Annotated in this window: 24 protein-coding genes; 4 read left to right on the plus strand and 20 right to left on the minus strand. The window is 72.1% G+C overall.

Features of this window, described 5'->3' with window-relative positions:
• Window positions 1-304: 304 nt before the first annotated feature.
• From ABGB10_RS26865 to ABGB10_RS26890, 6 genes are read right to left on the minus strand one after another with little or no spacing between them, the layout of a single operon-like run.
• On the minus strand, window positions 305-1,447 hold the full coding sequence (locus ABGB10_RS26865; RefSeq protein ID WP_347663756.1) for an alanine racemase: 1,143 nt from the start codon (window positions 1,445-1,447) through the stop codon (window positions 305-307).
• Window positions 1,444-3,042 carry an IucA/IucC family protein gene (locus ABGB10_RS26870; RefSeq protein ID WP_347663757.1) on the minus strand — a complete coding sequence of 533 codons (1,599 nt, stop codon included), beginning with the start codon at window positions 3,040-3,042 and terminating at the stop codon, window positions 1,444-1,446. The genes ABGB10_RS26865 and ABGB10_RS26870 overlap by 4 nt, the downstream gene beginning before the upstream one ends.
• Entirely contained in the window at window positions 3,039-4,667 is a 1,629-nt protein-coding gene (locus tag ABGB10_RS26875) for an IucA/IucC family siderophore biosynthesis protein (protein ID WP_347663758.1), read from the minus strand. Before ABGB10_RS26875 ends, ABGB10_RS26870 begins: the two co-directional genes overlap by 4 nt.
• Complete coding sequence (locus ABGB10_RS26880; RefSeq protein WP_347663759.1) at window positions 4,664-5,833, minus strand: siderophore biosynthesis protein; 1,170 nt, start codon at window positions 5,831-5,833, stop codon at window positions 4,664-4,666. Before ABGB10_RS26880 ends, ABGB10_RS26875 begins: the two co-directional genes overlap by 4 nt.
• A gap of 28 nt (window positions 5,834-5,861) precedes the next feature.
• Window positions 5,862-7,118 (minus strand): MFS transporter, encoded by a 1,257-nt coding sequence (locus ABGB10_RS26885; protein WP_347663761.1) that lies wholly within the window; start codon window positions 7,116-7,118, stop codon window positions 5,862-5,864.
• A complete protein-coding gene (locus ABGB10_RS26890) occupies window positions 7,115-7,825 on the minus strand; it encodes a siderophore-interacting protein (RefSeq protein ID WP_347663762.1) in 711 nt (236 codons plus the stop codon). Before ABGB10_RS26890 ends, ABGB10_RS26885 begins: the two co-directional genes overlap by 4 nt.
• Window positions 7,826-7,906: 81 nt before the next feature.
• Between ABGB10_RS26890 and ABGB10_RS26895 the strand changes: the two genes are divergently transcribed.
• Window positions 7,907-8,467, plus strand: a complete 561-nt coding sequence (locus ABGB10_RS26895) for a GNAT family N-acetyltransferase (protein WP_347663763.1) — start codon at window positions 7,907-7,909, stop codon at window positions 8,465-8,467.
• A gap of 18 nt (window positions 8,468-8,485) precedes the next feature.
• Here ABGB10_RS26895 and ABGB10_RS26900 read toward each other — a convergent pair whose 3' ends face one another.
• From ABGB10_RS26900 to ABGB10_RS26910, 3 genes are all read right to left on the minus strand, one after another.
• Window positions 8,486-9,184 carry a hypothetical protein gene (locus ABGB10_RS26900; protein WP_347663764.1) on the minus strand — a complete coding sequence of 233 codons (699 nt, stop codon included), beginning with the start codon at window positions 9,182-9,184 and terminating at the stop codon, window positions 8,486-8,488.
• Between the two features lie 24 nt (window positions 9,185-9,208).
• Window positions 9,209-9,694: a DUF305 domain-containing protein gene (locus tag ABGB10_RS26905; protein WP_347663765.1), complete on the minus strand. Its 486-nt coding sequence runs from the start codon at window positions 9,692-9,694 to the stop codon at window positions 9,209-9,211.
• Window positions 9,695-9,951: 257 nt separating this feature from the next.
• The gene (locus ABGB10_RS26910; RefSeq protein WP_347663767.1) at window positions 9,952-11,823 is read right to left on the minus strand and encodes a sigma-70 family RNA polymerase sigma factor; all 1,872 of its coding nucleotides are present in this window, start codon (window positions 11,821-11,823) and stop codon (window positions 9,952-9,954) included.
• A 177-nt stretch (window positions 11,824-12,000) separates the two neighbouring features.
• Between ABGB10_RS26910 and ABGB10_RS26915 the strand changes: the two genes are divergently transcribed.
• Window positions 12,001-12,153 (plus strand): sigma factor-like helix-turn-helix DNA-binding protein, encoded by a 153-nt coding sequence (locus ABGB10_RS26915; RefSeq protein WP_347663768.1) that lies wholly within the window; start codon window positions 12,001-12,003, stop codon window positions 12,151-12,153.
• A 28-nt stretch (window positions 12,154-12,181) separates the two neighbouring features.
• Here ABGB10_RS26915 and ABGB10_RS26920 read toward each other — a convergent pair whose 3' ends face one another.
• The 10 genes from ABGB10_RS26920 to ABGB10_RS26965 all read right to left on the minus strand — a co-directional run bounded on the left by ABGB10_RS26920 (window position 12,182) and on the right by ABGB10_RS26965 (window position 22,556).
• Complete coding sequence (locus ABGB10_RS26920; RefSeq protein ID WP_347663769.1) at window positions 12,182-13,249, minus strand: DUF2855 family protein; 1,068 nt, start codon at window positions 13,247-13,249, stop codon at window positions 12,182-12,184.
• Between the two features lie 68 nt (window positions 13,250-13,317).
• Complete coding sequence (locus ABGB10_RS26925; RefSeq protein ID WP_347663770.1) at window positions 13,318-14,532, minus strand: PP2C family protein-serine/threonine phosphatase; 1,215 nt, start codon at window positions 14,530-14,532, stop codon at window positions 13,318-13,320.
• Between the two features lie 47 nt (window positions 14,533-14,579).
• Window positions 14,580-16,079 carry a glycoside hydrolase family 130 protein gene (locus ABGB10_RS26930; RefSeq protein WP_347663771.1) on the minus strand — a complete coding sequence of 500 codons (1,500 nt, stop codon included), beginning with the start codon at window positions 16,077-16,079 and terminating at the stop codon, window positions 14,580-14,582.
• On the minus strand, window positions 16,076-17,128 hold the full coding sequence (locus ABGB10_RS26935; RefSeq protein ID WP_347663772.1) for a glycosyltransferase: 1,053 nt from the start codon (window positions 17,126-17,128) through the stop codon (window positions 16,076-16,078). Before ABGB10_RS26935 ends, ABGB10_RS26930 begins: the two co-directional genes overlap by 4 nt.
• A complete protein-coding gene (locus ABGB10_RS26940) occupies window positions 17,125-18,261 on the minus strand; it encodes a glycosyltransferase (protein WP_347663773.1) in 1,137 nt (378 codons plus the stop codon). Before ABGB10_RS26940 ends, ABGB10_RS26935 begins: the two co-directional genes overlap by 4 nt.
• Window positions 18,262-18,366: 105 nt before the next feature.
• Window positions 18,367-19,371: a glycosyltransferase family 4 protein gene (locus tag ABGB10_RS26945; RefSeq protein WP_347663774.1), complete on the minus strand. Its 1,005-nt coding sequence runs from the start codon at window positions 19,369-19,371 to the stop codon at window positions 18,367-18,369.
• The gene (locus ABGB10_RS26950; protein ID WP_347663775.1) at window positions 19,368-19,541 is read right to left on the minus strand and encodes a hypothetical protein; all 174 of its coding nucleotides are present in this window, start codon (window positions 19,539-19,541) and stop codon (window positions 19,368-19,370) included. Before ABGB10_RS26950 ends, ABGB10_RS26945 begins: the two co-directional genes overlap by 4 nt.
• Window positions 19,542-19,891: 350 nt before the next feature.
• Window positions 19,892-20,923 carry a medium chain dehydrogenase/reductase family protein gene (locus ABGB10_RS26955; RefSeq protein ID WP_347663776.1) on the minus strand — a complete coding sequence of 344 codons (1,032 nt, stop codon included), beginning with the start codon at window positions 20,921-20,923 and terminating at the stop codon, window positions 19,892-19,894.
• Between the two features lie 91 nt (window positions 20,924-21,014).
• Window positions 21,015-21,557, minus strand: a complete 543-nt coding sequence (locus tag ABGB10_RS26960; protein ID WP_347663777.1) for a TetR/AcrR family transcriptional regulator — start codon at window positions 21,555-21,557, stop codon at window positions 21,015-21,017.
• A 117-nt stretch (window positions 21,558-21,674) separates the two neighbouring features.
• Window positions 21,675-22,556, minus strand: coding sequence for a helix-turn-helix transcriptional regulator (locus ABGB10_RS26965; RefSeq protein ID WP_347663778.1), 882 nt, complete (start codon window positions 22,554-22,556; stop codon window positions 21,675-21,677).
• Window positions 22,557-22,687: 131 nt separating this feature from the next.
• Between ABGB10_RS26965 and ABGB10_RS26970 the strand changes: the two genes are divergently transcribed.
• On the plus strand, window positions 22,688-23,554 hold the full coding sequence (locus tag ABGB10_RS26970) for an oxidoreductase (RefSeq protein ID WP_347663780.1): 867 nt from the start codon (window positions 22,688-22,690) through the stop codon (window positions 23,552-23,554).
• Window positions 23,555-23,713: 159 nt separating this feature from the next.
• On the opposite strand, the gene ABGB10_RS26975 is transcribed toward ABGB10_RS26970, so the two are convergent.
• The gene (locus ABGB10_RS26975; RefSeq protein ID WP_347663781.1) at window positions 23,714-25,183 is read right to left on the minus strand and encodes an MFS transporter; all 1,470 of its coding nucleotides are present in this window, start codon (window positions 25,181-25,183) and stop codon (window positions 23,714-23,716) included.
• A 179-nt stretch (window positions 25,184-25,362) separates the two neighbouring features.
• Here ABGB10_RS26975 and ABGB10_RS26980 point away from each other — a divergent pair, with 179 nt between their 5' ends.
• On the plus strand, window positions 25,363-25,842 hold the full coding sequence (locus ABGB10_RS26980) for a helix-turn-helix domain-containing protein (RefSeq protein WP_347663782.1): 480 nt from the start codon (window positions 25,363-25,365) through the stop codon (window positions 25,840-25,842).
• Window positions 25,843-26,214 lie beyond the last annotated feature (372 nt).

A 26,214-nucleotide genomic window follows, 5' to 3' on the forward strand; every position in this document is an offset into this window, starting at 1 on the left:
CGCCATCCGTCGGCACCGGGCCACCCGTGGTGGGCTTAGGAGCTGGGCGTGAGACCGGGCGAAGTCGTCCGGCGATCAACCGCGGTCGCCTGGCGTCGACGGGGGGCCCGGACTGGTCACCGCCGGGAAGACCGCGGGAGAGGCGTGCCCTCGGACTGTCTTCACCAGCTGGTCGAGGTGACCGGGAGCGTGCCCTTCGCTCCCGGGTGAAAGATAGCATGTTATCGATAACACGCGAGCCGGACAGAGCCCGTGAAAAGGGCCGCAGCAGGGACGGGATGCGGCCCCTGCCGGCGCAAGGTCATCAGCCGGGCGGTCGGGCCGCCCACTCGGCGGCCACCTCCTGCGGGTCACCGATCCGGAACAGCGGCGGCTCGTGCAGCAGGAAGTCCCGGTGGCTGATGTTCCAGGCGTACGCCCCGGCCATGCCGAAGGCCAGCACGTCACCCACGCCGATCGGCCCGGCGGTGGCCGACCGGGACAGCACGTCCTTCGGGGTGCAGAGCTGCCCGACCACGGTGACCGGCCCGCCGTCGGTACGCGGGCCGTCGAGGTCGCGCCGCCGGTGCACGCTGAATGGCTGCGCGTGCCCCTTCGCCGCCGGCGTGCGCAGATGGTGGGTGCCCCCGGCCACCACCACGAACCACTCGCCGTAGGAGCGCTTCACGTCGATGACCTCGGTGAGGTACGCCCCGCAGTAGGCGGTGACCGACCGACCCGGCTCGATGCGCAGCCGCACCCCCGGGTACGTGTCGAGGACGTCCGCCAGTGCCCGACCGTAGGCCACCCAGTCGAATCGCGCCGCCGGGTCGGTGTAGTCGACGGCCATGCCTCCGCCGACGTCGACCTCTTCGGCACCGACCTCGGTGACCGCCCACTCGACCACGGCGGCGGCGACCGTGCCGGCGAGGGAGGCGTCCAGCCCGCTGGCCAGGTGAGCGTGGATTCCGCGTACGTCGATGCCGGCGGGCGGCCGGCGGGCGCACTCGACCGCGTCGGCCGGGTCCATGCCGAACGGGCTGGGCCCGCCGCCCATGACCAGGCTCGCGCCGGGCGCGTCGACCGGCAGGTTCACCCGCAGCAGCACCTGGGCCGAGATACCCGAGGCGGTGGCCAGCGCGCCGAGTCGCCGAAGCTCGGCGGGCGATTCGACGTGGATGCGGTGCACCCCGGCGGCGAGGGTGGCGGCGAGGTCCGCTTCGGTCTTGCCCGGCCCGGCGTACGCGGCGGGGGCCCGCCCCGGCAGCACCTCGGCCAGTCTGCGCAGCTCACCACGGCTCGCGGCCTCGAACCCGTCGACGGCCGGGGCGAGGGTGCGCAGCACACCGGGGTCCGGGTTGGCCTTGACCGCGTAGAGCAGCTCCACCTGCCGGGGCAGCGCCGCCCGGATGGCGCGGACCTGGGTGGCCAGCGCGTCGAGGTCGTGGACGTAGACGGGTCGCGTCATCGTGGCCCGCCCATCGGGTTGGGCACCGGCACGAACGGTGCGGCCCGGTCCGCGTCGCGCCGCCACCGGACCAGGAGGTTCGCCTTGGCGGGCAGCGGCTCCCCGTTCAGCAGCGCGCGCAGCTCGGGTGGGTCGTCGAGGTCGGTCGCCACCGCGTCGAGGACGGTCCGTAGCTCCTGCCACAGCCGCCGTTCGATCCCGGGTCGCGCGTCGGCCAGCGCGCCGCAGATGCCACCGAGGTGGTTCACGAAGAGGCAGTAGACGATCCGGCGACGGGCGTCCCGGGACCCGTAACGGACCTGCGGCGGGACCCCGTCCGGCCAGCCGACCAGCCGATCCGCGTCGAGTTTCACCCCCTCCAGGTCGCGCAACAGCATGCGGACCGGGCGGCGGTCGCGGTCGAGCACGACGACCACGTTCTGCAGGTGCGCCTCGTGCACGACGCCGTGGCGGAGCCAGCACCGCAGCACCGCCGGCACCAGCAACCCGAGGTACGCACGCCACCAGGCCACCGGATCCGGTGTCACCAGTGGCGTGGCGGCCAGCGCCGCCGCCAGCATCGGGGTGTCCCCGGGACGCAGGTGCGGGCCCAGGCCGGTACGCAGGATCGTCCCGTACGCCTCGTCCGGGCCGGGGACGTCGACAGTGCGGTAGGCGGGTTCGGTGAGCAGCCCGACGCCGTCCGGCATCGGCACCCGCGCCAGCAGGTCGGTCAGCGCCACCGCCCCGGTGAGTTCGTAGCGGGCGTTCTTGCGCAGGCAGTTGGTGATCCGTACGTGCAGGCTGGTCTTGACGAACAGGTCGGCCGCCGGGGCGTAGAGGGTGCGGACGCTTGCCGTGGGCCGTACCGGCACGCCGGCCTCGCCCAGGTCGCGCAGGCGCGCATGCGTCGGCGGGAGCAGGGACAGCTGCCAGGGATGCACCGGCAGGACGCGGTGCCCGGCCGGGGGTCGCGGCGGGTCGAGGGCGGCCACGAGAGAGTCGAACGGCCCGGCGCCGACGACCAGATCGTCCGGTACGGCGAGCCAGTGCAGCCGGAACGACGTACGCAGCTCCGGCGCGTACGCCCGCCAGCGGTCCGGGTCACCGCTGCGCCACTTCGGGGTGGGGTGGTGCGGGTGGCCGAAGACCAGTGACTGTTCGGAGTCGACGTACGCGTCGATGGCGGGATCGCCGGTGGGGTTCGGGTTCTCGGTCGGTCGGTCGGCCAGCAGCCGGGCCACGGTGTCCCGGCTGGCCTGGACCTGCTCGACGAACTCGTCGTTGACCAGGCCGGTACGGGTGGTGAGTTCGGCCGCGACCAGGCGGGCCAGCCCGTCGGCGTCCAGGTCCGCCCAGCGACCGCTGTCGGTCGTCCGCTGCACCGGGCCGACGTAGCGGTGTGCCCCGAGCGGTGAGTTTCGCGCGACCGCGCAGCGCACCGTGACGTCGAGGTCCGGCAGCAGCAGGTGCGCGGCACCGTCGACCACCCTCGGGGTGCTGTCCGGCAGGGCCAGCTCGCGGACCAGGCAGCCGAAGACGGCGTGCGCGGCGGCCAGGTCGGCGACCTGACCGGTGTCGGTGGCCGGCCGGGAGCGCAACTGGGCGCTCGTCATCGTGTCTCCCGGAGGTAGTTCGGGCCGGTACGCAGGTAGTACTTGTTGATGTCGGCGCAGCCCAACCGTTGTTTGGGCAGCAGGGTGCCGGCGGTGAGCATCGCCTTGATGGGCAGGTGGGCGGCCCGCAACACCCGCTCGGTGAAGGTTCGCGCGGCGGGTCCGTCACCCCAACGGTCGCGGGCGGCGGCGAGCCGGGGTGCCAGCGCCTCGGCGGGTGACGGCACGGGCAGCCCTCGGGCGGCCAGCGCGAGCAGGGGCGCGGCGGCGGCCAGGTGCAGGGTGATGGTGATGAACACGTCGGCCAGCTCCTGCGGGTCGCGCGCCCACATCCGGTCGTCGTCGAGGGCGAGCCCACCCGGGCCGCCGTGCCTCGCGTCGAGTCGGGCCCCGTCGTTGTCCTTGTAGAGCAGACCGACCGTGCCGTCGGGGTACGCCAGCAGGTGGATGTTCTGCGGGTGCGCCTCCAGGGCGATCCCGTGCCGGAGCCAGAGGTGGACGTGCCAGTCGAGCAGCAGGTCCAGGTAAGACTCCAACAGCGTCACCGGCCGCTCGGGGCTGACGCGTTCGAGGACAGTTCCCGCGACCGGGTCGGCTGCGGCGAGGGCCGCGACCGGCACCACGTGCGCGCCGGCCAGATCGCGTGGGAATCGGCGCAGGAGGAAGCTGCGCCGCTCGTCCCCGTCGACGTGCGCCCAGGTGCCCTCGTCGGCGTGCCGGATCCGCCCGGCGAAGGTGGGTTCGGCGTTGGCGATCCGGTCGAGCAGCACTGCGACGGCCGCGCCGTCCGCGAGTGAGCCCGGACGCAGCGTGCGCCGGTTGCGGGCACCGAGGCTCGCGGTCGGCAACGGCAGTTTGAGATGCAGGTACGGGTCGTGGTCGAGCGCCACCGTCCGCATGGAGAGGGTGGGCCGGGCGGTGATCGCCGGCAGGTCCGTCACCGGTAGCGCGTCCCGTGTCGCGGTGATCGGATGCACCGGCAACAGAACCTGGTCGGGTCGCCGCGCGCGCGGCCACCAGGACGGGAGTTCGCCGGTGAGCCGGACGTCCTCGGCGGGGGCGGCATACCACCGCAGCGTGAGACGCCGGGCGTGTTCCGGGGCGTACCGGAGCAGTTCGTCGTCACCGAGACCGTGCCGGCACCGGTCGGTGGGGTAGACCGGGTGACCGTGGTGGGCGGCGAGCACGTCGTCCAGGAGCGCCGCCGGCAGGCCCGTCGGGGTGCCCGTACGTTCGGCGGCCACCGCGGCGAGCACCCGTGGCCGGTGGCGGGCGGCGAGCCGTCGGGCCCGCAGGTCGGCACGGCACTCGACGCCGAAGTCCCGCCAGCCGGCCTCGGCCTCCGGGTTGTCGCACGGGGCGAGCAGCGTCAACAGCCCGTCCAGCGTGTCCGTGCGGTGGGTGTTGCCGCCACCGTCGAGCAGCAGCACCATCGGCGCGGCGCTGCGCCGGGCCTGCTGGAACCCGTCCGCCCGAACCGGGACGCGCAGCAGGCCGGCGGGATGCGGCACCTGCCACCAGTCGGGGCCGTCCGGGCGGCCGGTGCTGAGCAGACCGAGGTGATCCTCGCGCAGCAGTGCGTCGAGCACCCGGGCGAAGACCTCCCGCTCGCAGTCGTCAGTCACGCGACGATGGTCCACTGGAGGTCGCTGCGGAAGGCGGCCAGCGACTGCCGGACAGTGCCCTCGTCCGGGCCGACGGCGTGCAGCACGGCAAGGTAGTCACGGTTCGTTCCGGTGTGGTCGGCGACGCGGCCCACCTCGCGCAGTGGATGGCAGGCCAGCCGGACGTCGCCGTGGACGGCCTCCACCCGCCCTGGCGCGGTGACGAGGCGGCCGGGTCGATCCGCGCAGACGTACTCGACCTGGGCGTACCGGTCGACCGTGGCGGGCAGGTCGAGTGCGGTCAACGGCTCGCCGAGGTGCAGGCGGATGACGTGCTCGAACAACGGCACGTCGAGCAGTTCGGCGAGGATCAGGTCCATCCGGTCGCCGATGAGCCGGTAGTTCACCTCGATCAGCCGGACCCTGTCGTCGGAGACGACGTACTCGGTGTGGCAGGCGCCGAAGCCGACCCCGAGCGCGTCGAGGCGTGCCCGCAACTGGGTGCTCTCCCGCTCCGCCGGGGGCGACCAGGCGAGGCTCTCCTCGGTGAAGGTGGGTGGCGGCCCGAGACCGGTACGCCAACCGCCGAGGGACGCCAGTGCGGTGCCGTCACCGAGGGTCTCGAAGGTCCGCAGCTCGCCGGCGAGGTACTCCTCGACCACCAGGGCCACCTCGGGGCGGCGGCCACGGATCTCGGTGACCCGAGTGGTCAGCTCGGGCTGGTCGGCCACCAGGTACGCGTCCTCGCTGGCCACCCCCGCACGAGGCTTGACCACGGCCGGGAACATCCCGGCCGGCACCTGCGGTACGACACCGGGGTCGATGGTGACGGTGCGTACCAGGTCGAGCCCCGCAGCCGCGATCGCCCGGCGGGCCGCGGCCTTGTCCTTGCAGAGACGGGCGGCGTCGGGGTCCTTGCCGGGCAGGCCGAGCTGTCGGGTGGCGATCGCGGTGGCCTCCTGAAGGTGGTCGCTATTGGACAGTAGCGCCACCGGTCGGTTCGGTGCCGTCGCCGCGACCACCGCAGCCGGGTCGCGGACCGCGCAGAGCGCCACCGGGACGTCCGCCGGCCACTCCGCCGGCCGGTCGGTCAGCACGGTGACCGGGAGCCCGAGCGCCGCCGCCGCTGGGAGGAACCCCTCCACGACGGCGTCGGTGGGGTTGAGCGCGGTCAGGTACAGCCGCAACGACGCCTCCGTCGGCCACCGACCGTGGTCACGCCACTGCCTTCACACCGTCCGCCGCTGGTTGCGCTGCCGGGTCGACGACGGGACCGGAACCGCGGGGAAATCGCCGCTGGTGGGCCAGACCGAGGACGACTCCGCCGGCCACCAGCACGATGGCGGCGACCGCGACTGCCGGGTAGCCGACCCGGTCGGCGGCCGCGAGGCCGATGGACGCGGCCACGAACGAGCAGACCAGGCCGAACGACGACAGGACGGTGAAGTCGGTGCCGCCGGTGTCCGGCCGGGAGTAGTCCATGTTGACCGTGTAGAGCACCACGTTGGCGATCGTGTAGGCCACCATGAAGCAGCAGAGCGCGGCGACCGTCCCGCCCAACGGCGCGCGACCGTTCATCAGCGGCAGCAGGAGCAGCGTCGACACCGTGAGGGCCGCGCCTCCGACCACGAGGACGCCGCTGCGCCCGAACCGTCCGATGCCCAGACCGGCGACCAGACCAGCCACGATGGCCGGCGCGCTGATCACCACCCCGGTGACGACGCCGATCCGGCCCAACGACCACCCGGCGTCGACCAGGGCGGGCGTGACCAGCGCGTACGCCATCCCCGCCCCGACGTAGACCAACGGCACCACGCCGAACGTCCACCACCGGCAGCCCGGCTGGCCGAAGACGGACAGCAACGCCCGGTAGGCGGTGCCGATCCCCGCCACCCGATCGGTGCGGGGTGGTTCCCGGAACCGCCACACCACCAGCAGGCCGACCGCCGTCATCGCGGCCAGCAGGCCGATCGCCGGCACCCAGCCGAACTGGTCGTAGACCAGGACGCAGGCTCCGCCGCCGAGCAGGTTGCCGAGGTAGCTCGCGGCGACCTGGATTCCGTTACCGGTCCCCCGGCTCGACTCGGCGAGCATCCGGACCGCGACGGCGTCCACGGCGATGTCCTGCGTGGCGGAGAAGAAGACGTACGCGGCGCAGATCGCGACGATCGGGCCGAGCGCGTCGGCCGGGTCGGAGAACGGCAGCAGCGCCAGCAGAGCGAGCACCAGGGCGCTCTGGAGCACGAGCAACCAGGACCGGTAGTGGCCGCGGTGTCGCGAGCCGTACCGGTCCAGGATCGGTGCCCAGAGGAACTTGACGGGCCAGATCAGGCCGACGATCTGCAACAGGGCCAGGGTGTCCAGCGAGGTGCCGCCGTCGCGCAGGATGGCGGTCAGCCCGACGGTGATGAAGCCGACCCCGAGGTACTGCGTGACGTACAGCGCGGTCAGCGTGCCGAGCCGGCCCTTCATGCGGCTTTCCAGTAGCCGAGGGAGGTGACCCGGTCCTTGTCGACACCCAACGTCCGCCGGATGTGTCGGGTGATGCCACGGGTCGTGGCCGCCTCGCAGGCCACCCAGTAGTGCCCCGCGCCGCCGGGCGGCAGGGCCGCGCAGACCGTGTCGACGAGATGTTGACCCCCGTCGCGCCGAGGCACCCAGGTGACGTCGTGGTGCGATCGGGCGCGCGGCACGAGCGCTTTCTCGCCGTCGTGGGCGTACTCCAGCCAGACCGTCGCCGGGATGTCGGCGCCGGCGTCGAGCAGGCTGTTCACCGCGGGTAGGGACGCCGCGTCGCCGACGAGGTAGAGGTGCTCGGGCGCCGGGTCCGGCAGTTCGAACGCGCTGCCCTGCACGGTCGCGCTGATGGTGTCGCCGATCTGGGCCGTGGTGGCCCAGCGGGCGGCGCAGCCGTCGTGGATGGCGAATTCGAGGGTGAAGCGGCCGGTGACCGGGTCGGGGTCGACAAGCGTGTACGCCCGCTGGTGTGCCCGGCCGTCGTTGTCGAACCACAGCCGGATCCACATCGTGGGGTGCACGTCGCACGCCTCCAGCAGGCCGCCGCCGTCGAGCAGGAGCCGCTGGTAGTGACCATCGATCGACTCGGTGCCCAGCACGGTCAACCGAAAGTCCCGGCCTCCCATGGCCTTGAGGACCAGGGCCTCCCAGTTCCGTTTCACGCACCCCTCCAGGTAAGGTCATCCTTGGTTAGGGGAGGTTAACCTAAGTTGCGTCCTGGAAGGAACAGAGGACAGCGCCCGATGACGTACCTGGAGAAAGTCGCCGGTCTCGGCGAGCTGTCATTGGTGACCGTGGACCCCGACCGCCACGCCGCACTCCTGCACGGCTGGGTGACCCTTCCCCGCAACTCGTTCTGGGGCATGGGGTCACACACACTGGACGAGGTGCGCGAGATCTACGCCTTCGTGGACGGCCTGCCGACGCACCACGCGTACCTGATCATGGTCGACGCGGAGCCGGTCGGCCTCTTCCAGACCTACCAGCCCGAGGCGGACCCGGTCGGCGAGCGCTACCGCGTCCAGCCCGGCGACGTGGGCATGCACCTGCTGCTCAGCCCGGACCGACGCCTGGCCCGCGGCCTCACCAACGTCGTCGGCCCGGCCCTCGCCCGCTTCCTGTTCCGCGACCCGTCCGCCCAGCGGATCGTGGTCGAGCCGGACGTCCGCAACCATCTCGCGCTACGCCGGCTGGAGATCGAGGGGTTCACCCTCGACTCGGAGATCGACATGCCAGACAAGCGGGCCCAGCTCGCGTTCCTGACGCGCGACCGGTTCGCGGCGAACCACCCCACACCGGCCTGAGCACCCGGGCGGCGGGTGTCAGCTGTTGGCGCTCCAGAAGCCGATCAGAGTCGCGGTCCACCAGCCCACCTGGGAGACGGTGGCCGCGACGACGCCAGCGAGCAGAGCCGACCAGGGCGGAGGGCCGTCCGCGGCGGTGAGTCGGTCCCGGACACGGCCGAGGAACAACCCGTTGACGCCCACCGCCAACACCGCGAGCAGCTTGACCCAGACCAGCCCGGACGACGTGTCCGGGCCCAGGGCCGCGCCGCTGACCAGGAGACCCACCAGGCCCAGCCAGATGAGCAGGTGCACGCCACGTGCGGCGGTCAGCACGTTCCCGAGTGACTCCCGGCGGAGCAGCCAGCGGAGGCTGATCCAGTCCACCGTCAACACCGCGCCGAAGCCCACCACGAGGCAGGTCAGGTGGCAGAAGAGAGCGACCATCCGCCAACCCGGAGAGAGGGTGAGGTGCGGCGCGACCAGGATCGCGAACAACCACCCGGCGCTCATCGTCAGGATCGACGCGACGATCGCGTTCCGCCCTGCGGCGCGGCGATGACCACCCCGCCACCCCGCCGCAGGTGACGAGATGACCGCTGCGACCGCGCCGGGCGGCGATGAGGTCCGGGTACGGTGCGCGGCACGCCGGGCGACCGGCGACGCCTCGGCGCGGTGAGCCGCCGGTGACACCCGGGCCGGGGTACGGACGGGGGCGTGGAGGTCAGACACCCGCATCGGTCGGTCTTCTGCGCGGCATGCTCAGTCGACCTGCGCAGCGCCGGGCCGACCGTCCAGAGCGCTCAACTCGATGGCCCGCGCCTGCTGGATCCGGCCGGCGAGCGCCTTCAGCTCCGGGCTGCCCCCGGCGGTCTGCTCCCCCCGGCACAACACCACGGTCTGCGCGAGATGCGCCCGCAGCAAGGCAGCCGCCCGGGACGGCACCTCGGCATCGGGTGCGTCGCGCAGCTCGGCGAGACTGGCAGCGGTGACCATGCCGGGCATCTGATGCCCCTCGTGGATGTTCAGCTCCGGATCGTCGCCCGCGGCCAGGATTCCGCGCAGGTCCCGCAACTCGGCCTGGTGCGCCTTCCGAACGTCGCCGAGAAGGGCCAACAGCGACGGATCGGCACCCGTCGACCGGGTGTCGAGGTGGTCGATAAGCGCGAGCGCGCCCTCGTTCATCGGGATCAGCAGTTGGATGAAGGCGTCATCGGTGCCGTTGAGCACCACGGGCGCGGTCGGCACCGCAGCGGGCGGCACCGCAGCCGGCGATGGGGCTGCCGTCGACGAAGCTGCGGCCGGCCGATCTGCCGTCTCGGCGCGGCCCCAACCCTGGCTGAGACCGACGACCAGCGTCGTCGCGACCAGGGTCGCGACGACACCGACGATCCGCCAGGCAGACTCCGCCGTGGTTCCCCGGCGCGGGCGACGAGGCGCTGCGACGCGCCCGTCGACCCCGGAGCGTCCGCCCGTGACCGGCTGGTCTACCGGCGCGCCCCCGCTCAACGGGCGGCCTGGAAGGCGCGGCCGACCACTGTCGCCTGGGTTCCACTGCTGAACAACCCGGACCGGTCCTTGTCCGTGGCGGGCAGGCCGAACCACGCGTAGCGCTGCACGTAGGGCAGTTGGCCGAGCATGGCGGTGGCCGCGGTGAGGAAGGCCGCCTGCTGCTCCTGGCCGGGGAACTGTGCGCCGCCGCCGTCGAAGCGGATCAGGGCGAATTCGGTCAGCCAGATCGGTTTCCGGTACCGCTGGTAGACAGCCTGGAGGTACCGCCGGAGTTGGTCGACCGCGGCGGTGGTCGCGAAGTCGGCCCCGAACCAGTGCAGGGTGATGAAGTCCACCCGGTGACCTCGGGCCTGGGCGCCGGTCATGAACCGGTCGAGCCAACCCTGCGGATCGGGCGCGCCGAAGGCGACCGCCGGGCTGCCCAGCCTGCTGCCCGTCGCCATCACCTGTGGCCACAGGTCGAGCGCCTGCTCGACGGTCATGTTCGCCTGCTCGGGCATGTCCGGCTCGTTGAAGGTGAGCAGGTCCGGCCCTGCCGCCTTCGCCCGGGCCAGTTCCGTGGCCGTCACGTTCTCCGCACTGCGGATCATGGGCACGAACGTCACACCGCGCGGGGTGCTGATCCCCGGGTGCTGGGTGCCCCAGGTGTAGTACCAACCCGCCTTCGAGTTCGCCAACGCCTGACTGGCCCCGGCGAAGTTCCACACTCCGACGCCCTTGCGGGCGGAGCTGACCGCAGGGACGACCGGAGCCTTCGACGAGGGCCGTGCGCTCGGCGAGGGCGCGACGCTCGGCGGGGCTACGACGGTGGGCGCCGTGGACGGCGGAGCGGCCCAGGAGGGCGCGGACGGATCGTCCGGCAGGATCACGACCGCCGTGGTGATGGCCAGGACGGCCGCTGCCACACCGGCGGCCAGGGATGGGACGAGGCCACGGGGCCGGTTCATCGCGAGGTCGACGACGCTCGGGCCGCCGCTTGCGTCGGAGGGTGGGGTCGGCCCGGTGCTGTGGGCGACCGTCGGGCTCGGGGGTCCGACGACCTGCGCGGCGGCTGTCGGCGCTGCCGTGCCCGGGAAGTGGGCGGTGAGGCCCGCCGGCAACGGCAGCATCGGCAGGCCGGCGAGCAGCCGGTCGATCGGCAGGAGCGTGGAGCCGAGTCGCCCACAGAACGCGCAGTCGCGGACGTGTCGGGCCAGTCGCTTGCGCCACAGAGGGCTGGGAGTGCCGTCCCACTCGGCGGTCACGGCCTGCAGGTCCGGGCAGCCGGGCCGGGCACGCAGCGCGCGTACGACGCCCCGGGCGCTCTGGATCTGCTCCTTCATCCGGTGGATCCGCACCGCGACGTGCCCTGGTGACAGCCCGAGCGCGTCGGCGACCTCGTTACGGGCGATCTCGCCGGTCTCCTCCAGCCACCACAGCGACAGCAGCTCCTGGTCGTCCGGGTCGAGCCAGCGGGTCGCCTCGGCGACCTCCCGTCGCTGGTCGGTGAGGCCGAGTCGGAGGATGGTCATGCCCGCGAAGTCCGAGGCGGGGTCGGGCACGTTGTGGATCGCGTCGAGCCCGGCGTCGCGGTTGAGCGCGACGCGTCGGCGCTGTTCCCAGTCGCGCACCTGGCGGATGGCGATCGCCACCAGCCACGATCGGTACGCCGCCGGGTCGTTGAGCGCGGGCAGGTACCGGATCACCCGTACCAACGTCTCCTGGACCACGTCGTCGACGTCGGCGTGACCGCGCAGCGCACGCCCGACGATGTTGTAGACCAGCGGGAGTGAGGCCGCGACGACGTCGTCGAGGGCGCGCTGGTCGCCCTGTCGGGCCGCGACGACCAACCCGACATCGGGTAGTGCTCGACCGGCTGACGACATCTGTGTCACTCCTCGTGTGCTCGCCCGCGCGGCGGCCGCGCTGCGCGTTGACCGCCCTCAAGATCGGAGACTGGCAGCGTCGGGTCGGATTACAGAATTGTCGGGCCGCCGACGAGTCGATGGCCACCCAGCGCGGCGAACAGCACCCTGCCCCAGACCCTCCGTCGCTCGCCGACGGTGACCGACATCGCGTCCTACCTCGGCCTGCCCGAAAGACCGACCGCCCAGATCGCCGACCAGGTCGGTGTCTCGCGGATGCCCGTCTCCCGGCTGATCAGCCGATCATTGGCCACGCTGCGTCGCCATCACTCCGACGACAGCGCCTTCTAGGGCCGGGGTCGAACGGCTGGTCAACCGCTCAGAGTTGGACGACGCGGCCCACCCGCGGCGGCGTACGACCCGCGAGGACGTCGAGCCACGCCTCGCGGAGGGCCTCCGGGCCCACCCCCAGCTGGACGTCGAGCCATGCGCTGACGACTGCAGTGAAGCGTTGCCAGGCCTCGGTGAATCGCCTGTCGAGACCGTCGCGCCCCCAGTCCTGGCTGCGCTTGCGCATCTGGACCGGCGCGAAGAACACCTCCTCGGCGGCGTCGGCGTTCGGCGTCTGGTTGGTGAGCCCGACGGCGATGTCCCGGACGAGCCGGTCGCCGAGGTGCCGGCGCAGGGCGGCACGGGTCGAGGGCGCGCCGGACAGGTCGAGGTAGACGGTCGGGACGGCGTCGAGGCCGGCGATGTCGTCGTACGGGACGACCTCGTCGTAGCAGCCCAACGACCGGGTGAAGCTCAGGTTGCCGGGCGACGTGAGCCCGACCAGGCGCGGCCCGCGACCGCGCAGCTCGAACGCGGCGGCGTACGCCGTCTTGCTCGACGCCGACGACACGAGCAGCGACTCGGCCCCGTAGAAGTCGTTGTCGACGACCTGGTCGGCCAGCATGAACGAGGTGAAGAACAGTGGCCGGAACAGGATCAGCAGGTCCTCCTGGTCGGGCCGGTACGCCGGGTCACCGCTCGTCGACCGGTACGCGTTGTACGGCGACGGCAACTGGGCCCGGTGCGGGCTCGCGTCGCGGAAGCCGGAGGCGTCCACCCGGTCCGGACGCACCAGCAGGTGACCCGCGGGCGGCAGGTATCCGTAGACCCGCTGTCCCGCCTCGACGCCGGCAACTGTCGAGGCGACCACCTCGGCGAAACCCCAGAGCGGCGGCAGGCCCCACTGCGGTCCGAGCCCTCGGGTCGCCGGCGGAAAGAACTCCCAGTAGCGCATCGCGTCGCCGAGCACCGCGTAGGTCACGTTGTTGGCGGTGAGACCGACGCGATCCACCCGCAGCACGGCCTCACCGTCGGCAGCCACCGGCGCGGCGCCATCGACGAGCGTGATCTGCCCGAGGTCGTCGCGCGTCACGGCGAAGGTCCATGAGTCGGCCATGAGGTGACGCTAGACACCCCCACGGGAGCAGGCAAGTGCACTGCGAGTGCAAAATCCCACTCGCTCGGTCAGGAGCGGTTCGCGGCCAGATCGCGCAGGTGCGCCAGCGGCAGGTGCGGCGGTCGCCATTCCACGAAGAGAGCCGTCGCGTCGTCCTCGAGCGTGTCGTCCTGGTACCCGATGACGGCGCGTACCAGCCGACGCATCGTCTCCGGGCTGGGCAACTGGTCGTTCAGGGCCCGGTTGACGAAGTCGACGAGCCGGTCCAGCCCGAACTGCTCCCCGCCGGCGCTGCGCGCATCGGTGATGCCGTCGGTGTAGGCGAGGATGCGGTCGCCCGGGTGCAGGTCCTCCACGTGCACCCTCGGGCGGCGCGAGGACAGGTGGCCCAGGCCGAGCGGCAGCGCGGTCGGCCCGGGAAGCTCGCGAATGGCCTTGCCGTCGCGCAACAGCATCGCACCGGGGTGACCCGCGTTGATCATGCTCAGCCGGCCGGTCCGGCGATCCAACTCGGCGAGCAACCCGGTCGCGAAGAAGTTCGGGTGCTCGGATCGCACCCACCGGTCGATGCTGATCGCCGTGTCGACCAGGTCGAGGCCACTCCGGCGGGCGTTGCGGTACGCGCTGACGACGAGTGAGGCGATGGTGCTCGCCTTGATGCCGTGCCCGCAGGTGTCGAAGAGTCCGACGCTGAGCACGTCGTCGTTCAGCGCGTAGTCGAAGATGTCGCCGCCGACGTCGTAACACGGTTCGAGGATGGCGGTGATCACCAGGTCGTCGGTAGCGAAGGTCAGCGGTGGGAGCAGGCCCCACACGATCTCGGCTGCGACCTGCATCGGGAGACGACGCCGCATCCGCTCGACCACGTCACCGTAGAGCCGGCGGTTGACCAGGATCTGCGCGACGTTGACCGCCACCTCCCAGGCAGGGCCGTCCATCGCCTCGCTGGTGGCCGCCGGCGAGACGATTTCCAGCACACCCAACCGCTCGCACCCGAGCAGCAGGGGGACCCAGATCCGATCGGGGTTGTCGGGCGCGCGCTGTAGGTCGAGGGTGGTGAAGGCCCGACCGGCGAGGGTCGTCTCGACCGGCAGCTCGTCCCGGACCAGACCCGCGCCGAGCAGCGGCACGAGGAGGGTCTGCGTGTAGTCGGCCAGATAGATCACGATCTCGCTGGCGTCGATGGCCGGAGCCGCCCGGGCGACCAACTGGGACAGCTCGTCCGGGCCACCTCGGGGCGCGTTGAGCTGCAGCCAACGCACCACCTCGCCGACGTCGGTCACGGCCCCACCTCCCCTGCCTACCGGAGCACGTAGCGCAGGTGGTGAGGCTACCTCGCCGCGGTGCGTCGCTCGCGTGCCGATCGCCCCTGCACCATCGCGGCCAGGAGAGCGGACACCGGCACGGTGGCGAAACCCACCCGGGTGTCACTCGCCCCGTAGGGCAACCACAGTTCACCCTCGTGAACGAGCGCGCCGCAGGAGTAGACGACGTTCGGGACGTACCCGTCCCGGTCGTCCTCCTCGGGTGCCAGGAGCACACCGGGCAGGTGCGCGACGATCCGCTCCGGTCGGTGCAGGTCGAGCAGGAGCGCGCCGATCGCGTACCGACGCATCGGCCCGACACCGTGGGTGAGCACGATCCAGCCGACGTCGGACTCGATGGGAGATCCGCAGTTGCCGACCTGGATCAACTCCCAGCTCTCAGCTGGAGCGTGCAGCGGGACCGGGGCCTGCCAGCGGTTCTCGCCGTCCAGGGTGGTCAGGCCGATGGTCTCGCCGTCGGCGCGGCACAGCGCCAGGTGCCGGCCGCCGACGGTACGCGGGAACAGCGCGATCCCCTTGTTGCGCGCGCCCGGACCACGCATCGGGGTCATCTCGAAGCGACGCAGGTCGTGGCTGACCAGCGCGCGGGTACCGATGCTCCGGCCGTCGTAGGCGGTGTAGGTGGCCCGGTACACCGGCCCGGACTCGTCGACGAACCGGACGAACCGCGCGTCCTCCATGCCGTTGCTCTCTGCCGGGGTGGCCGGCCAGAGCACCCGTTGGTGCAGAGCCGTGTCGGCGGGGAAGGCCGTGGCGTAACTACCGGCGTTGGTGCGACGCAGTTGTTCGACGGTGCCCAACCCGGTGCTGCGGGTGAGCAGATCGGGCGGCAGGGCACCGAGCACCCGCTCGAAGGTGGCCTCGTCGTACCGCTCGGGCAGGGCGTCCAACACCGTGGCGGTGACCTCGTTGTCGCAGTCCTCCTCGGCCAGGCCGGCGACGAGCAGGTCCCGACGGTGCCGCACGCCCATCCGCTGCCCGACGGCCAACGGGCCGGCCCGGTCGGCGAGACTGAGCTGCCGCCCGGGTCCGATCACCGCCGTCGCGAATCCGATGGACGACACGTGACCCTCCCCGACCTGACGCAGGCTGACCGCGACGCGCAGCTGCCCGTCGCCGAGATCGGTCTGGTCCGGGTGGGCCACCATCGACGGGTTGCACAGGGCGGCGGCCTCGACGGCGTACTCGTGGCTGAAGTAGGCGCCGACCAGCAGGCGGCTGGTCGGCGAGAGGTCTCCGGCCCGCGCGGCCCGGTGCCGGACCAGGTCGTAGTGGTGGTGGAACGTGCCGGCCAGGTCGCGGTGCCGGGCGCCGAACCGGTCGAACGTGTCCCGCAGCAGCCGGCCGGTCTCCTCGTCGTCGAGGTGCGCGACCCGGTCGATGAGCGCCCGCGCGCGGGTGCGTACGACCGCGGCGTCCTCTCCGGGAACGAAGAGCTTGATGATGACCCGGCGTGGATCCGGGGTGAGGGTGACGTCCTGCCGGACGGCCAGACCCCGGTTCACGACCACCGCCGGGCGTGTTGCAGCGTGGAGATGAGCGCGAGGGTGGATTCGGCGCCCTGGTTGAGGTTGGGCCCGTGCGCGGTCAACCCGTCGTAGCCACCACCGGTCGCTGGATCCCACATCGGCGTGCCGAGGTCGTTGTCGCCGAGGAACCACGCGACCGCCTGCCGCACCCCGGTGTCCCACGTGGGGTCCCCGGTCACCGTGGCCGCGGTGGCGCAGGCGTCGGCGAAGGCGGCGACCTCGATCGGCTGCTGGTCGTGGTGCAGCCGGACGGCACCGTGCCGCCACCCGCGAGCGGGTACGACCGACAGTCGCCCGTCGCGGAGCTGGACGTCGCGCAGCCAGCTCAACATCCGCAGCCCGTCGTCGAGGGGCGGGCCACCCTCGCGTAGCTGGCTGGCGGCGATGACCACCTCGGCGAGGGCGGCGTTCGCGTAGGTCAGCTCCTGCCGTGGCCACGGCCAGCGCGGGTCGGACCCGGCCCGGCCGACCGCGCTTGCCGCGTCCGCCAGCAGGGACGCCGCGGCGACGTGGCCCGGGTGGCGGCGAAGCACCTCGGCCGCACCCAGACCGGCGAAGGCCATCGTGTGCGGCGCTTTGGCACGTCGGGTGGCCCCCCGACTGAAGGCGACCAACGCCTCCTCCCGTACCCAGGGAGCGGGGCTACGGGCGATGGCCGTGCCCAGGCCCCACAGCGCCCGACCCCACCAGTCGCCCAGGCCTGGTTCGTCGGCCCAACGCCGGTCGTGTCCGAGTCGGTTGCGGAACGCGCCGCCGGTGTCCTGAGCGTGGGTCAGGAACGCGAGGTAGCGCTCGGCGAGCCGGAGCAGTTCCTCGCTCGGCTCCGGTTCCCGACTGACGACCACCAGGCCGCGGGCCACGTCGTCGGTGCAGTAGCCGTGCTCGCGGCGGACGATGGCGTGCCGGGCGTGCTCGAACAGACCGGTGTCGTCGCTCAGCCGGGCCAGGTGCGCGAAGCTCGGCGCGGGTGCCTTCACCCAGCGCCCACCCGTCGAGGTCCAGGGACGTCCGGTGGTCGCCGTCATGCCGGCACGGCGCTGACGGCGGGCGAGCGGGCCTCGATGAGTCCTTCGGCGAGGGTGCCGTAGCGGGCCGCCACCGCAGGCCAACGCAGGTGCGCGGCCAACGGGCGGACGCGCCCGGCCAGCCGGGCGGACAGACCCGGCTCGGTCAGGACCCGCCGGATCGCCTTCGCCAGCGCCGCCGGGTTCTGGTGGGGTACGACCAACCCTGGCCCGCTGGTCAGCAGCTCGACGGCGTGCGGGAACGCCGTCGCCACGACGGGCACCCCGGCGGCCACCGCTTCGATGAGTACGCCGGAGGTGACCTGCTCACGGGAGTCGTAGGGCAGGACCACCACGTCGGCGGAGCGGATCAACCGGCCCAGCGCCTCCTGGTCGTGGTAGACGTCCTGGTAGTCGACGGCGTGCGCGACGCCCAACTGGGCACCGAGCTGGTGCAGCCCCGCCCGGTACGCCTCACCGTGGTGCTCGATCACCTTCGGGTGGGTCCGCCCCGCCACCGTGTAGGTCGGAGTCGGTTCCAGATCCTGCAACCGCGCGAGGGCCCGCAACGACCACTCGATGCCCTTGCCCGGCCCGAGCAGCCCCCAGGTCAGCAGGTGCGGGCGGGTACGCCGGTCGACGGGCACACCGGCAAGCTCGGCCGCGCCGTGCGGGATCACCGTCACCTTGCCCGCTGGCACGGCGTACCCGACGAGCAGCCGGTCGCGGGCCGTGTCGGTCATCGTGACGACCGCGTCGGCGGTGGCGACGATCTGCTCCAGCAGGGACTTCTGCCGTGCGGTGGGCTGTCGGAGCACGGTGTGCAGGACCACGATGCTCGGCACGCTGAGCCGACGCAGCAACGGCAGGACCTCCTCGCCGTCGTTGCCGGGGTAGATGCCGTACTCGTGCTGGACGATCGCCACGTCGTACGCGTTCAGGGCGGCCGCCGCGTCCCGCCAGCCAGCTGGAGCACCCGCCGACCAGGTGTGCACGACCCCGGGCGGGGTCCGCTGGTCGTCGCCGTGGTCGGTGACCCGGACGATGCCGCCGCGGGTGTCGTCGGTGGTCAGCTGGGCGGCGAGGGCGGAGTTGAACGTGGCCAGTCCGCACCGGGTCGGTGGATGGGTGCTGAGAAATCCGTAGCTGGGCATGAGCGTCAGGCCTTCCGGTTGTCGGCCACCACGGGAGTACGGGGTGAGCCTCACGCGGGGACAACGCGCGCCGGCCAGCGTGTGTGACCGGCGGAACGGGTTGGTTCAGCCGTGGACGAGCTGGTCGTAGACGGCGAGGTAGTCGGTGACCATCCGGTCCGCGCCGAAGCGCTTCCGCGCCTGCTCCCGGCACCCCACCCGATCGAGGCTGGTGGCCCGGGCGACCGCGTCGACGGCCTGGTCGACGGTGTGCACGAGGAAACCCGTGACCCCCTCGTCGACGACCTCCGGCATGGACCCCCGCTGGTAGGCGACGACAGGTGTGCCACAGACCATCGATTCCACCACCGACAGCCCGAACGGCTCGTCGAAGGCGATCGGGTGCAGCAACGCGGTGCTGCCACCCAGCACCTCGGCGCGCCGACGCGGGCCCACCGACCCGAGGAAGACGACCTGGTCGCCGTCGACGTGCGGGGCCACCTGCTCGGCGAAGTACCGCTCGTCCTGCACGATCCCGCAGATGGTCAGGGGTCGGCCGGCGCGGCGGGCGATCTCGATCGCGGTGTGGGTGCCCTTGTCCGGGTGGATCCGGCCGAAGGCGGCCAGCCCAGGGCCGGCCTCGCTGGTGAACGGCAGCCCGCCGACATCGACTCCGTGGTAGACCGTGGCGACGTAGTCGAGCTCCGCTGCCCGATCGGCGTCGGAGATCGACACGTACGACGAGCCGGCTCGGGCGTAGGCGGGCAGGATCCCCGCGCCGGAGAAACCGTGCACTGTGGTCAGCAGCGGAGCGCGGCAGTGCTCCGCGAACGCCAGGGGCAACCAGTCCAGGTGGCTGTGCACCAGGTCGTACTGTGCCGAGCGGGCCAGCGCGTGGGAGACGTGCATCGCCTCCCACACCCGACCGTCCAGGTCCGGGTCGTCGGCGTACCCGCGTGGGCACACCCCGTCGAGTTGGGCGGAGGTGACGGAGTCCAGTGTCGCGAAGAGCGTCACGTCGACGCCCCGGCTGACCAGCCCCTCGGCGAGCAGGCCGGTCACCTGCTCCCACGGGCCGTAGTGGTGCGGGGGCGTACGCCAGGCGACCGGCCCGAGTAGCGCCACCCTCACGGGGAGGACGAGTCGACGAGATCAGCTGGGTCGAGGTGCAGGGTGGCGAGCAGCCCGGCGTGCTTCGCCGGGTCCACGCGCTCCGGCAGCTCGCGCTCGACCCAGTCCGCTCGGGCCTGCTGGCCCCGGTCGCGAAGTGCGGCGATGATCCGGTCCCTGGCGATCCTCATTCGGTGCTCCCCTGGTAAAGGCGTTCGAAACGATCGTTCGCGCGGACGGTCGTGCGCATGCGCAGGTCGGATCCGGACCACCAACTGTTGCGACCGCGATGACGGCGAAACCCGACGGCCGGGACGTGGCCGGCAAAGGGGCCGACACGGCCAGCGAGTCTTGGTGGCGGGGATGGCGATCGGTAACGCCCCTGATGGGCTCGTGGCGACGGCATCTGGCGGCCACCGGGGTCCCGGGCGACATGTCCACCGTACGCCCCTCGACGTGCGGCTACACAAGCACCGCCGCCGGACCGACCAACGTCGGTCGCGTACCGGACGGTAGGGCTGGCCGGCGAGGATGAAGGGCCTCAGGGCTCCAGCACCACCTTGCCTGCCCGACTGCGGGTCTCGGCGAACACCAGGGCGGCGGAGACCTCGCTGAGCGGGTAGCGGGCGGCGATCTGCGGCACGATCACTCCCTGCCGCAGCAGGTCGAGCACGACTCCGAGGTCGGTGCGCAGGCGACGCCGGAACGCGGCCCGTCGGGTGAGGTTGCCGGCCCAGAAGTTGTAGAACCCGGCCCGGTGGCCGTTCGGCAGCGCGTTCCAGGTGTAGAGGCGCGCCAGCAGCTTCACGAAGACCCACAGCACCGACTGCCCGGTGCCCACGGCGGCGGCGTTGCCGTAGACGACCAGCTTGCCGCCAGGGGCGAGCAGCGCGTACGAGGTGCGGACGCCCTGGCCGGCGACCGGGTCGAAGACGGCGTCGACGCCGCCGGGCGACAGCTCACGGACCCGAGTGGCGAGGTCCGGATCGCGGTAGTCGAGTGGTTCGACGCCGAGCTGGCGCAGCCCGGCGTGGTGCCGTGCGGCGGCGGTGCCGATGACCCGCAGGCCGAGGTGGCGTCCGAGTTGGACGAGCACGGTCCCGACTCCGCCGTTCGCGCCGTGCACGAGGACGGTCTGCCCGGCCCGCAGGTCGGCGCCCCGCAGCATCTGCCAGGCGGTCACCCCGTTGACCACGACGGTCTCGGCCTCGGCGGGGTCCAGGTCCGCCGGCACGGGCGTCAGGGCATCGGTGTCGACAAGCGCGTGCGAGGCCCAGGCGCCGGTCTTGGTGACAGCCGCGACCCGGGTGCCGACCAGCGACCCGTCGCCGTCGGGACCGACCGCCCGGACCGTGCCGACGAGGTCGTAGCCGGGCACGAACGGGAACTTCGGCTGGCCGGGGTAGCGGGCCCGGCGCATCTGCTGCTCGGCGAACGAGATGCCGGTGGCCTCGACCTCGACGAGCGCCTGCCCCCGGCCCGCGACGGGCAGGGCGCGTCGGCGCAGCCGGAGCCCGTCGGGCTCCACCACGCCGGGCAGCACCACTTCGGTGATCATCGCGTCGGTCGTCATCGGGTTCTCCTCTTTGTTTGTAAGTGTGCACTCACACACTTATCGGGTTCGAAAAGTGGGCCGCTGGCGCGGCCCGGGGTCGAGAGTCGGATCAGGGGTGGCGGATGCCGGCGGTCAGAGCGCGAGCCCACGGCTCGGGCACCTGCTCCAGACCCGCGGTCACGATCAGGTGGCAGAGCTGGCCGTACGCGAAGAACTGCTGCACCTGCGCGTCGCTGGCACCGGCGCGGTCCTGCACGAAGGTGGCGACCCGGCGGTAGCCGGCACGGACCGCCTCGGCGATCTCGGGGATGTCCGTGACGGCCTGCGCCTGGACCTGGAAGAGCAGCAGATCGCGGTCGGCGATCAGCTCCGCGTAGGCCCCGCCCATCGCGTCGAGGACCTCTTCCGGGCTACCACCAGTGGCGCGCTCCGCCCCCGCCTCGATCGCCGTGGCGATCCGTTCGAAGCACGCGCCGGCAGCCGCCACGAACAACCCGAGCTTGCCGGAGAAGAGCCGGAAGACGTACGCCTCGGAGATGCCCGCAGCGGCGGCCACGGCGGTGACGGGAGTCGCGTGGAAGCCGGTGCGCGCGAACGCCGACACGGCGGCGTTCAGGACGGTGACCCTGCGGGCCTCGGCGGTCGATCGCATGTTTGTAAGTGTGCACTCACAAACTAAAGGTCGTCAAGTCGCCTCAGGGTGCGACACGCAGGAGCGAGCACATCCCCACCCAGACGACCCCGCGCCAACGCTGACCGGCCGCCCCGCTCACTCCAACGGGTAGAGGCGGGCCGGATCGCCGGGGCGGAGGCTGTCCGGGACACCTTCCGCCGTGCTGGCGGCGATCGAGCCGAGCAGAGCCAACGAGCGCGCGGACTCCGTACCGGGCTCGGCGTGGTAGATCACCAACAGCTGCCCGTCGGCGCCCGCGACCGCGAGCTTGTCGCAGTACAGGTCGAGGTCACCCACCTCCGGATGGTGGAGCCGGCTGACCACGCCCTCGCGGCGACGCACCTCGTGGCGTGCCCACAACCGCCGAAAGCAGTCGCTCTTGATCGACAACTCCCCCACCAGCGCCGCCAGCCGTGGGTCGTCGGCGTCCCCGGCCGAGTCGGCACGCATCTGGCCCACCACGCTCTGCATCGCCTGCCGCCAGTCCCGGAACAGGTCCTGCTCGGCCTCGTCCAGGAACACCGCGCGGAGCCGGTTGGCCCCCGGGGCGAGATTCGGCGACAGCGCCCTCGCCATCGGGTTCGAGGCCAGGATGTCGAGGTAGCGGTTCTGCACGAAGGCCGGCATGGAGAGCTGCCGCAGCAGGTGCAGGATGCTGGCCGGCACCCGCTCGACGGCCGGCCGGGCAGCCCGGCGCGAACGCACCCGGGTCAACCCGATCATGTACGCGGTCGCCTCCGGGTCCAGCCGCAGCACCCCGGCGAGCGAATCGAGGACCTGCACGGAGGGGTGCCGTTCGCGCCCCTGCTCCAACCGCAGGTAGTAGTCGGCGCTGATGCCCGCCAGCATCGCCACCTCCTCCCGCCGCAGCCCCGGCACCCGGCGTAGACCCACGCCCGGAGCGAGCCCGACGTCCTCGGGCCGGATCTGCTCCCGACGGGCACGCAGGAAGTCGCCGAGCTGGTTGGTCGCGTCCATGTCCTCGACGGTAGGCCGCTTCGCCGGCCGGTGACTGGTCGTGTCACTACCAGGAACAACTCGCCCTGCCGGCCGCCCGGCTGCCGGCGCACAGTCGCAGCTGTCCACGGCGACGACGAACAGAGGACGACATGAGCGAGAACCTTCCCGGCGGCCCGCTGACCCTGGCCGACGGCCTCACCCTGAGCCGGATGGGTTACGGGGCGATGCAGTTGGCCGGCCCCGGGGTCTTCGGCCCGCCCCGCGACCGCGAGCAGGCGCTCGCCGTGCTCCGCGAGGCCGTCGACCTGGGTGTCCGGCACATCGACACGAGCGACTTCTACGGCCCGGTGGTGGTCAACGAGCTGATCCGGGAGGCGCTGCACCCGTACCCCGAAGATCTGCACCTGGTCACCAAGGTCGGCGCGCGGCGCGGCGACGACGGCTCCTGGATCCCGGCGCTGGAGCCGGCGGATCTGAAGGCCCAGGTCCGGGAGAATCTGCGGCACCTCGACCTGGACGTCCTCGACGTGGTCAACCTGCGGGTCGGCACGACGGAGAGCACCAGGGACGCGCCCCTCGGTGAGCAGTTCGCCGCGCTGGCGGAGCTGCGCCAGGAGGGCCTGATCCGGCACCTCGGGCTCAGCGGCGTCACGCTCGGCCAACTCACCGAGGCCCAGGCCATCGCGCCGGTGGTCACCGTGCAGAACCTCTACAACCTCGCCAACCGACAGGACGACGCCCTCGTCGACAGGTGCGCCGCGGAGAACATCGCGTTCGCCGCGTTCTTCCCGCTCGGCGGATTCACGCCGCTGCAGTCCGACACGCTCGACGGCGTCGCCGCCCGGGTGGGTGCCTCACCGCAGCAGGTCGTCCTGGCCTGGCTGCTTCAGCGCTCCCCCACCACCGTGCTGATCCCCGGCACGTCGAGCGTGGCGCACCTGCGGGAGAACATCGCCGCAGCCGACCTGAAGCTGCCGACCGACGCGATCGAGGAGCTGGACGCTTTCGCCGCCTAGGGCGTCTGCCACAGCCCTCGGTCGAGCCGGGGCGGAGTCCAGTCGGCGGTCCGGCAAGGCGGATGTTCGTCCGGATACCGGTGTCGTGTCCGGACGAACACCCGACGCGGCCGGTCGTGTGGGCCCGCCGCAGGCCGATCAGGGGCTCTGACACCCGCCCTAGTGTTCGTGGGGCCGGTTGCGGATCAGCGTGAGCGCGAGCACGGCGGTGACGAGGAAGACGATGCCGTTGATCCGCAGACCGGCCTGGACACCGGCGGTCAGTGCCTCGGCCAGCGCCGACCGGACCGGGTCGGGCAGTGGCTGGTCGCCGGTGGCGCCAGCGGCCACCGCCGCCCGCACGGCCGTCCGGGTCGGCTCACCCACCTGGTGGGCGGCGAGTCGGTCCGGCAGGTCAGCCAGCATCGTGGTGGTGAGTAGCGTCCCCAGCAGGGACGAGCCGATCACCGATCCCACCTGACGGGCGGCGTTGACCGCACCGGAGGCCATCCCCGCCTGAGCGGGCGCGACACTGGCCAACGCCGCCGCCGTGGCCGGGGCCACCACCAGGGCACTGGCGGCGCCGAACAACGCGAGTAGTGGCCAACGCTGGCCGAACGGGGTGGTCGGGCCCTGGGCGGCCAGCCCGAAGCTGGCCAGGGCGCCGAGGACGAGGCCGGCGGTGAGAGGTGCCTTGAACCCGGTACGGCGGATCAGCCGCCCCGCACCGAAGGCCGCAGCCGCGTAGACACCGAAGAGCGCCAGCATCCGCCAGCCGGTGTCCAGCGGGCTGAGTGCCTGCGCACGCTCGTGGAACAGGACCAGCAGGATCGCCACGCCGGTGAAGCCGAACAGCGACACCGCGGCGACGACCATGACCGCACTGAACGAACCGGACCGGAACAGCCGTACGTCGAGCATCGGCGCGCTGGTGCGCAACTCGACAAGCACGAACCCGACGAGAGCGACGGCCGCGACCATCCAGGCGACCACCATCAACGGGCTGGTGTAGCCGTCCTTGCCGCCCTGGATCATCGCGTAGACGGCGGCGGCGATGGCGACGGTGCCGAGCAGCAGGCCGGGTACGTCGAGTCGAGCGGCACTCGGCCGGGACTCGGCCACCCCGATGGCGGCGACGACGAGGGTGACCACGCCCAGCACGATCGTGGACAGGAAGACGCTGTGCCACTGGTGGTGCCGCAGCAGCGCGCCGGCGATGAGCGGGCCGATCGCGAGCCCGATCCCGGAGGCCGCCGACCACGCGGTAATGACCTCGGTACGACGGTGCGGGTCGGTGAAGGTCGCGCCAAGGATCGCGAGGCTGTTGGGCAGGATCAGGGCCCCGCCGAGCCCGGCGACCAACTGCCCGACGATCACCCAGGCCGCCGTCGGGGCACCGGCCACCACGGCACCACCAACGATCATGGCGACGACGCCGGCGCCGAACATGCGCCGACGTCCGTAGCGGTTGCCCAGCGTGGCAGCGGACAGCACCACGCTCGCCACGACGAGTGTGTAGGCGCTGGGGATCCAGATCACGGTGGTGGGGTCGATCCGAAGCTCACGCTGGATGGTCGTCAGGGCGGAGACCGTCGCGGTGATCTGCAGGAACGTGATCATCGCGCCCAGGCACATGGCGATCAGGGTCATCGGGCGAGAGCCGCGGACGGATGGCCGCACGGCGGCTGGCGCGGCGGGGTTCGGGGCCGTGGTGTCGGTGGTCACTGGCGTCCTCGATGCTGGTCGGGCTGACTTGCATCTGCATAAGCCAGCAGCGTCCCAGTGAAGCACCTGGCTAGCGCGGACGCAAGTCAGGTAGGCTGGACCACATGGAAGACCTACGAGAGGATCGCGACTCCTGGTCGACCGCGAACTGCTCGGTGGCCCGGGCGATGGACATCGTGGGCAGCAGGTCGACGGTCCTGATCATGCGCGAGGCGCTGCTCGGCACGCGCCGCTTCGACGACTTCGTCCGCCGGGTCGGCGTCGGCGAGCCCGCCATGGCCGCCCGACTCAAGGAGATGGTCGCCGCCAACCTTCTCGAGCGGATCCCCTACCGGGAACCAGGGCAGCGCACCCGCCACGAGTACCAGCTCACCCGCAAGGGCCGCGAACTGCTGCCCGTGATCACCGCGCTCCGCAACTGGGGTGACACCTGGGCCGCCGACGAGGCCGGGCCGTCCGTCACCTCCACCCACCGCAACTGCGGCGAACCGGTACGCGCGGTGCTCCGCTGCGCAGCAGGGCACGACGTGGAGAGCGGTGACATCGACATCACCGCCGGACCAGGTGCGATCCGACGCGACTGACGCTCCGGGTCGGCGGCTGCGGCTGCCAACCGGGTGATCGACACCCGTGGCCGCCGATCGGCGGTCAGCGCGCGTGGCAGCTAATCGGGTGATTTTCACTTACGCCCCGCCTTTCAGGCGGTTTCCGCCCACGGCCGCCAGTCGGGCGGTCGACGCTACGGCTACCGTCGCACCGAGGTGGTGATCACGCCTGCCTGCGAGCCGGTGAACGAGCGTGCTTCACGCATTGATCATGGTGACTGAAATTGTCGTACACCTGTGCCAATTAGCGGGTTGCTGTGGGTAGTGGGGTAGTGACTCCGCCGTGGCAGAGGTGGATCATTTCGGTGAGGTTGTCGAGGTCGGCGTAGCCGTGGGCGCGGCGTTGGATCA

The sequence above is a fragment of the Micromonospora sp. B9E7 genome (genome assembly GCF_039871815.1).
In the GTDB taxonomy this organism is placed as follows: domain Bacteria; phylum Actinomycetota; class Actinomycetes; order Mycobacteriales; family Micromonosporaceae; genus Micromonospora.